The sequence below is a fragment of the Mesorhizobium sp. M2A.F.Ca.ET.037.01.1.1 genome, assembly GCF_003998075.1.
GTDB lineage: Bacteria > Pseudomonadota > Alphaproteobacteria > Rhizobiales > Rhizobiaceae > Mesorhizobium.
In genome coordinates this window covers 1-7902 of the sequence record NZ_RZSA01000212.1, presented here as the reverse complement: position 1 = coordinate 7902, position 7902 = coordinate 1, and the positions used below count along the sequence as shown (strand labels likewise).

The 7902-nt window shown below is 64.5% G+C and carries 8 protein-coding genes; 3 read left to right on the top strand and 5 right to left on the bottom strand.

The features are described from left to right. Positions 1 to 1629, bottom strand: a 1629-nt coding sequence (gene ilvD, locus EOA27_RS13110) for a dihydroxy-acid dehydratase (protein WP_127256370.1), incomplete at its 3' end; no start/stop codon positions are given. 248 nt (positions 1630 to 1877) lie between these two features. Here ilvD and EOA27_RS13105 point away from each other — a divergent pair. Then, positions 1878 to 2345: a VOC family protein gene (locus EOA27_RS13105; protein ID WP_126079722.1), complete on the top strand. Its 468-nt coding sequence runs from the start codon at positions 1878 to 1880 to the stop codon at positions 2343 to 2345. Between the two features lie 45 nt (positions 2346 to 2390). Here EOA27_RS13105 and EOA27_RS13100 read toward each other — a convergent pair whose 3' ends face one another. From EOA27_RS13100 to EOA27_RS13085, 4 genes are all read right to left on the bottom strand, one after another. Further along, entirely contained in the window at positions 2391 to 3983 is a 1593-nt protein-coding gene (locus tag EOA27_RS13100) for a peptide chain release factor 3 (protein ID WP_126079723.1), read from the bottom strand. Between the two features lie 120 nt (positions 3984 to 4103). Further along, positions 4104 to 4340: a DUF1127 domain-containing protein gene (locus EOA27_RS13095; protein WP_126079724.1), complete on the bottom strand. Its 237-nt coding sequence runs from the start codon at positions 4338 to 4340 to the stop codon at positions 4104 to 4106. Between the two features lie 79 nt (positions 4341 to 4419). Then, a complete protein-coding gene (locus tag EOA27_RS13090) occupies positions 4420 to 4935 on the bottom strand; it encodes a hypothetical protein (protein WP_126079725.1) in 516 nt (171 codons plus the stop codon). Between the two features lie 16 nt (positions 4936 to 4951). Then, positions 4952 to 5233 carry a DUF4242 domain-containing protein gene (locus EOA27_RS13085; protein WP_126079726.1) on the bottom strand — a complete coding sequence of 94 codons (282 nt, stop codon included), beginning with the start codon at positions 5231 to 5233 and terminating at the stop codon, positions 4952 to 4954. A 204-nt stretch (positions 5234 to 5437) separates the two neighbouring features. Between EOA27_RS13085 and EOA27_RS13080 the strand changes: the two genes are divergently transcribed. Further along, positions 5438 to 7252, top strand: a complete 1815-nt coding sequence (locus EOA27_RS13080) for a winged helix-turn-helix domain-containing protein (protein ID WP_127256367.1) — start codon at positions 5438 to 5440, stop codon at positions 7250 to 7252. A gap of 67 nt (positions 7253 to 7319) precedes the next feature. Next, positions 7320 to 7902: FAD-dependent oxidoreductase (locus EOA27_RS13075; protein ID WP_145970336.1), on the top strand; the 583-nt coding region annotated here is incomplete at its 3' end.

Below are 7902 nucleotides of genomic sequence, written 5' to 3'. Positions count from 1 at the left end.
TTCCTGGACCAGGCCGATCGCGCCGCCCTCGGCGGCTTCCGGCGAGACGTGGCCGATCGACAGGCCCGACGTGCCGCCGGAGAAGCGGCCGTCGGTGATCAATGCGCAGGCTTTGCCGAGGCCTTTCGACTTCAGGTAGCTGGTCGGGTAGAGCATCTCCTGCATGCCTGGACCGCCGCGCGGCCCCTCATAGCGGATGACGACGATGTCGCCGGCCTTGATCTCGTTGCCTAGGATCGCCTTGACGGACGCATCCTGGCTTTCGAAGACGCGGGCCGGGCCGGTAAATTTCAGGATCGACTCGTCGACGCCGGCGGTCTTCACGATGCAGCCGTCGAGCGCCAGATTTCCCTTCAGCACAGCAAGGCCGCCATCCTTCGAGAACGGCGTCTTGGCCGAGCGGATCACGCCCTTCTCCCGGTCGAGGTCGAGCTCGTCCCAGCGGCGGTCCTGGCTGAAGGCGACCTGGGTCGGCACGCCGCCGGGGGCGGCGCGGAAGAAGTCGCGGACATTCTCGGCCGAAGTGCGGGCGATGTCCCAATGGTCGAGCGCCTCGCCGAGCGTAGCGGTGTGCACCGTCGGCAGGTCGCGGTTGATCAGGCCCGCCTGGTCGAGCTGGCCGAGGATCGCCATGATGCCGCCGGCGCGGTGGACGTCCTCCATATGCACGTCGGACTTGGCCGGCGCCACCTTGCAGAGCACCGGCACTTTCCGCGACAGCCGGTCGATGTCTTCCATGGTGAAGTCGACCTCGCCCTCATGCGCGGCGGCGAGGATGTGGAGCACCGTGTTCGTCGAGCCGCCCATGGCGATGTCGAGCGCCATGGCGTTCTCGAAAGCGCCCTTGGAGGCGATGCTGCGCGGCAGCGCGCTTTCATCGTCCTGCTCGTAATAGCGCTGGGCGAGATCGACGACGAGATGGCCGGCCTCGACGAATAGGCGCTTGCGATCGGCATGGGTGGCCAAGGTGGAGCCATTTCCCGGCAGCGACAGGCCTAGCGCCTCGGTCAGGCAGTTCATCGAATTGGCGGTGAACATGCCCGAGCACGAGCCGCAGGTCGGGCAGGCCGAGCGCTCGATGACCTTGACGTCCTCGTCGGATATCTTGTCGTCGGCGGCAGCGACCATGGCGTCGACAAGGTCGAGCGCCTGCGCCTTGCCGGCCAACACCACCTTGCCGGCCTCCATCGGGCCGCCGGAGACAAAGACGGTCGGGATGTTGAGGCGTAGCGAGGCCATCAGCATGCCGGGGGTGATCTTGTCGCAATTGGAGATGCAGACCATGGCGTCGGCGCAATGCGCGTTGACCATGTATTCGACGGAATCGGCGATCAGCTCGCGCGACGGCAGCGAATAGAGCATGCCGTCATGGCCCATGGCGATGCCGTCGTCGACGGCGATGGTGTTGAACTCCTTGGCGACGCCGCCTGCCTTCTCTATCTCGCGCGCGACCAGCTGGCCGAGATCCTTCAGGTGCACGTGGCCGGGCACGAACTGAGTGAAGGAATTGACCACCGCGATGATCGGTTTGCCGAAATCACTGTCCTTCATGCCGGTGGCGCGCCACAGGCCGCGGGCGCCGGCCATGTTGCGGCCATGGGTGGTGGTACGGGAACGATAGGCAGGCATTGCATTGTCCTTGCTGGCTGGCCACGCCGATGCGCGGCGGGCGGCGCTCAAATTTTGGTCGGCAGCGGTTATAGCGACCATGATCCGGCCTTGCCACAATTTTGCGCTGCGCCAGGATTCTTCAGGAAAATCTGAAATCGCTGTCGGATCGCGCCATATCGATCCGTCCTTGAGGCAGACGGTATGAACGGCACAAATCGCCGACCCGCCGTTGACGATGTAAGCAACATAAGTCCGAGGAGCACGACATGCAAAAGATCACCACCTGCCTGTGGTTCGACGGCCAGGCCGAGGAGGCGATGAACCACTACATATCCATCTTCAGGAACTCGAAAGTGCTGAGCGTTTTGCGCTGGCCCGAGGGTCACCCCGATGAGGGCAAGGTACTGATGACCACGTTCGAGCTCGATGGCGTGCCGTTCCAGGCGCTCAATGGCGGTCCCTACTTCAAGTTCAACGAGGCAATGTCGCAGTCGATCGACTGCAAGACGCAGGAAGAGGTCGACTATTTCTGGGAGAAGCTCACCGAGGGCGGCGAGCCCGGCCAGTGCAGCTGGCTGAAAGACAAATTCGGCGTCTCCTGGCAGGTCGTGCCGGAGCAGTTGCCGAAACTGCTTCTGGATCCGGACAGAGCGAAGGCCGGGCGCGTGATGTCGGCGATGATGCAGATGGGCAAGATCGATATCGCCAAGATCGAGGAAGCGGCGAAGGGGTGAGCGCGACTTTCCCTTCTCCCCTTGTGGGAGAAGGCAAGGCAGCGCTCACGCCGCCTTATCGCGGACCTGGTAGTCCTTGACGGCGGTGAAGCGGATCGCCTTCCAGCGCTCGGCCTCATAGTTCAGCGAGAAGGCGTGCTGGGCCAGAAACACCGGATCGTTGTCGAGGTCGCGGGCGATGTCGCCGCGATGCGATTCGATGAAACGCTGCACCTCCGCCTTGTCGTCGGCCGCGATCCAGCGGCAGACCGAGAAGCGCGACATCTCGAAATCCACCGGCAGCGTGTATTCGATGTTCAGCCGTTCCTTCAGCACGTCAAGCTGCAGGGCGCCGACGACGCCGACGATGGCCGGCGAACCGTCCTCCGGCGAGAAGAGCTGCACCACGCCCTCCTCGGCCATCTGGTGCAGCGCTTCCTTCAGCTTCTTGGCCTTCATGGCGTCGCCGAGGCGCACGCGGCGCAGGATTTCCGGGGCGAAGTTCGGCACGCCGCGGAACAGGATCTCCTCGCCCTCGGTCAGCGTATCGCCGATGCGCAGCGTGCCGTGGTTGGGGATGCCGACGACGTCGCCGGCAAAGGCCTCGTCGGCGGTGACGCGGGTGCGGGCGAAGAAGAATTGCGGCGCGGACAGGCTCATCGGCTTGCCGGTGCGCACCAGCTTGGCCTTCATGCCGCGCTCCAGCTTGCCGGAGCAGACGCGGACGAAAGCGATGCGGTCGCGGTGGTTTGGATCCATGTTGGCCTGGATCTTGAAGACGAAGGACGTCATCTTGTCCTCCGTCGCCTCGACCGTACGCTCATCGGCCTCCTGAGCGCGCGGCGGCGGGCCATAGGCGCCGAGCGCCTCGATCAGGTCGCGCACGCCATAATTGCGCAGCGCCGAGCCGAAATAGACGGGCGTCAGATGACCTTCGCGGAAAGCGTCGATATCGAGCGGCCGGCAGGCCTCGCGCGCCAACTCCAGTTCCTCGATGAAGTCGTTGCGCTCGTTCTCCGGCAAAAGCCCGGCGACGCGGTTGGAATCCGGACCGTTGACGGGCGTGCGTTCCTTCTCGTCGTCGCTCCTGCGCACCGCGTTCTGCGCCAGATGATAGGTGCCCGAGAAGGTCTTGCCGCGGCCGATCGGCCAGGTGACGGGCGCGGTGTCGAGCGCCAGCTTCTGCTCGATCTCATCCAAAATCTCGAACGGATCGCGGCTCTCGCGGTCCATCTTGTTGACGAAGGTGATGATCGGGATGTCGCGCAGCCGGCAAACCTCGAACAGTTTCAGCGTGCGCGGCTCGATGCCCTTGGCGGCGTCGATGACCATGACGGCGGAGTCGACCGCAGACAGCGTGCGGTAGGTGTCGTCGGCGAAATCCTCGTGGCCGGGCGTGTCGAGCAGGTTGAAGACGTTGTCGTCATATTCGAAGGTCATCACCGAGGTGACGACCGAGATGCCGCGCTCGCGCTCGATCTTCATCCAGTCGGACCGCGTCTGGATGCGGTCCTTCTTGGCCTTGACCTCGCCGGCAAGCTGGATGGCGCCGCCGAACAGCAGCAGCTTTTCGGTGAGCGTGGTCTTGCCGGCGTCAGGGTGGGCGATGATCGCGAAAGTGCGGCGGCGCGATACCGCCTGTTCGATGTCTTCTGCCAATTTTTTGGAATCCTGTCTGTGGCGCGGGCTTCTAGCAGCGCATGGCCGGCCTGTCGACAGTTTCGGGCGGATCGGTTCGCAGGGGGCGCGTTCGCCGCCACGGCAGGGCCCTGCACATAGTCAGGCCTCGCCATGCTCCCTGCGGCCGAACCTGGTGATCGATCGTATCTCCGAGCGACCGACGCCGATGTCGCGCAGCAGATAATCCGGCAGCTCGTCCAGCCTGGCCCGGTCCCTGCGAATGCGCACGATGCGCGCCACGAGCACTATGCCGGAGTGGCAGGTTTCGACGGCTGCGGCAAAGAGGCGCCTGAGAACCGTCCGGTCGGTGATCAATTCCTGCCCAAGGATGGACATGGTCGTATCTCCCTTGCGGTTGAATGATGAAAGCGGGAGGGCCGTCCACGGCCCTCCCGGAGGCTGTGCCGACGGGTCGTCAGGACCGATCGTGTTCGCAGCTCACATACGGGTTCCAGTCGGCGAACATGCCGGCCGGGTTGTGCCGCCAGTGCCAGACATGGAGCTCGTAGTAGGGATCCACCGGGTGAATACCCACCGTCGTCTTGCGCTGCAGCGTGCGGCCGAGGAATTCAGGAACGCCCTTGCCCTTCCAGTCCTTCTCGAAGACGATGTATTCCATGCCGACAAGCTGCATCGAGCCATCGGCTTCCGGCTCGTAGGTCAGCACGTCGGGTTCGCCGAGCACCAGCCTGCCGTCGCCTGCGCGGCCAGGATGGATGAAATGGACCCCCATCGTGCCGTGCTCGTCATGCGTCGTGCATTCGAACAGCTGCTGGTAGCCGTCCGCCTTGGCGACCTTGATGTCGAGGTACTTGGCCGCCATGTCCCGAGACCGGTTGAGCACCGGATCGGGCATGTCATGGGCGACCGCGGCGCCGCAAAGCAGCGCCGAGACGCCGACAGCAAGGACGATTTCCGTAAAGCGCTTCACGATCGATCCCCTCCCATCAGGCGGCGGCGTAGGCCGTCGTCGGATCGAACAGGCGCTTGATCTGGGTGATCTTGGTCGCCGGGAAGCCGCTCATCTTGGCGTGGCGCTGGATGATCGCTTCGTCCTTGGCGAGGTAGACGCAGAAAGTCTTGTCGTCCGCCACGAAGGATTCCACCCACTGGATGTCCGGGCCGAGCTCGGCAAGGACTGCGTTCGAGGCCTTGGACGCATCGCGAAGCTGCTCGCGCTCGAAGGTGCCGACCTTCGGGATCTCGCGCTCGATGATGTATTTCTGCATGTCACAAACTCCTTCATCTGAGGTTCAAATGCCGCCGGGCACTCGACCAAATCGGTGCCGGTGACATCCCTGGGGCAGCTGAGGTAAACTCTCGCTTGGCCCGCCAGGCAGACGGAGAATTACGGAACCGGCGGCCGACAGTCCTTACGCCGTCCTTATCTTGTTCTGATCCTTTGCCTATTGCCGTTACCGGGATTGCTGCCGATGGGAATTCATTGCTTCGGCGACTTCGAGCTTAACGAGAGCTCCCGCGCCATTCGTCTCGCCGGAAACGAGATCGAGGTGCAGCCCCTCGTCTTCGATTTCCTCGCCATCCTGCTGCGCCACCAGGACCGCGCCTTGAGCAAGGACGAGTTGCTTGAAACGCTCTGGCCGGGCGTGACGGTGACCGAGGCTTCGCTGCAGCGTGTCGCGAGCCTAGCCCGAAGCGTTCTGCGCCAAGGCGGCATGGAGACGGCGCTGCGCAACCTGCCCCGCTTCGGCTACCGTATTTGCCTCGACCAGGCAGCCGCTTCGGAAAAGGGGCCGGCGCCGGCCGATACGGGCAGCAGGCGTTCCAGCCCAGGTACGCAAATCCTGGCCGCACGCGCGGCCGTCGCGGCGCGAAAATGGCACGAGGCCGCGGCCGCTTTCAGGGAAGCAGATGCCGCCGACGAGTTGCTGACGGCCGACCTCGAAGAATGGGCGCTGGCGCTGGAATGCATGGGGCGGCCCTCAGAAGCGATCCCGCTCCTGACGCGCGCGGCAACGGAATACGGCATGGCCGGCGAACGCCTGCGGGCGGCTTCCCCGGCAATCACCCTTGCCATGATCCATCTCGAGAGAGGAGAGCTTGCTGCGGCCAAGGGCTGGCACAAGCGTGCCGCGCAGCTGATCGACAAAGCAACCGAGAGCAGGGAACATGGCCTCTGGTGCTGGATGGGCGCGCGCATCAAGGGCGCGGAGGCCGAGCCGGAGCATGCGCTCGCTCTTGCCGAGCAAGCTTTCGAGGTCGGCAAAAATCTCGAAGACCCAGTCGTGGAATCGCTCGGCCTTATCTATCGCGGCTTTTTCAAGCTTTGCCTTGGGGAAACAAAAGCCGGTCAGGAGGACCAGGATTTTGCCGCCGCGCTCGGCCTCTCCAGCGATGTCGACCCGATCGTCGGCGGCATCCTCTACTGCAACATCCTTTGGGCCTGCCGCAATTTCGGCGACTGGGCGCGAGCCAACCAATGGAGCCTCAGCTACGAGGGCTGGTGCAGAGGGCATGGGCTGGAGGAACTTACGGGCTCGTGTCGGCTGCATCGGGCCGAGGTGCTCGGCGTCCATGGCACGCTGAGGGAGGCTGAGGCTCTGGTGCGCGCGGCGCTCGATCAGCTTACGCTCGATGCGCCCTGGGCGAAAGGCGATGCCTTACGTGTGCTGGGCGACATTCATCTCGCCGCAGGCGATTTCGTCGAGGCGGATGCAGCCTATCGCGCGTCCCATGCCGCTGGCTGGGATCCGCAGCCAGGCTTTGCGCTGCTGCAGATGGAGCTCGGCCAGGCGGAAGCCGCATTCAGCGCCCTTGAGCGGTCGCTTGTCGGGAACGGCTGGCCGATGCTGCAGCGTCGGGGCATGGTTCTCGCCACGCTTGCCAAGGCAGCGGCGCGGACCGATCGGCTGGAGCGCGCGAAAGCGGTGATCGCCGAACTGGAAAGCGAACCGCAGCGCTGGCCGATGGCCTCGATCCGGGCATTGACCGCCGAGGCCAAGGCGGAACTGTCGATGCGGGAAAATCGCTTCACCGAAGCGGTGCGGGAGCTGCAGACCGCATGCTCGCGCTGGGCCGAGATCGGTTCGCCGACCAATTGCGCGGACGCCAGGCTTTCGCTCGCGGCGCTTCTCATCCAACTCGGCGATCGTACTGGCGCGGAGTTGGAGCTCGGCACGGCGCTGGCGGTCGCGAAGAAGGTCGATTCGTCACGTCTCATGCGGCGCTGTGAAGAGCTGGCGAGCCTGCTCGCCGGGGGCCAGAAGGCAATAGCGGACAGCGCGTAGCTGCTTCTTTGCTTGAGGTCAGGACGGCGCGGTGGCATGACGGGGAAAATTCTCCCCGAGGCCCAGCATGAGCAGTCCAAAGCAAGTCATCGTGATCGGCGCCGGAATCATCGGCGCTTCTATCGCCTGGCACCTGACGAAAGCCGGCGCGCGGGTGACGGTGGTTTCCGAGAGTGGCGCTGGCGGTGTCGCGACCCCCAATTCCTTTGCCTGGATCAATGCAAGCTGGGGCAATCCCGAGATCTATTTCCAGCTGCGCATCCGCGCCATGGCCGAATGGAAGCGTATGGCGAGCGATTTGCCCAGGTTGCCGCTCGTCTGGTGCGGCGGCCTTTGCTTCGACCTGCCGCCGGACAGGCTCGAAGCCTATGCGGCCGAACACTCGTCATGGGGTTATGGCATCGAGCGCGTCGACGCTAGGCGGGCGGGGCAAATCGAGCCCAACCTCGCCGAGCTTCCCGATTTTGCCCTTCGCGTTGCCGAGGAGGGCGTGGCCGAGCCTGTGGCGACCACGAAGGCGCTGCTGGCCGATGCCGAACGGCGAGGCGCGCGGATCGCCGCAGGAACCGTCGACAGGCTGGCGCTGGTCAACGGGAACGTCACGGGCGTCGTCGTTTCGGGCGAAATCATCGGGGCGGACGACGTGGTGA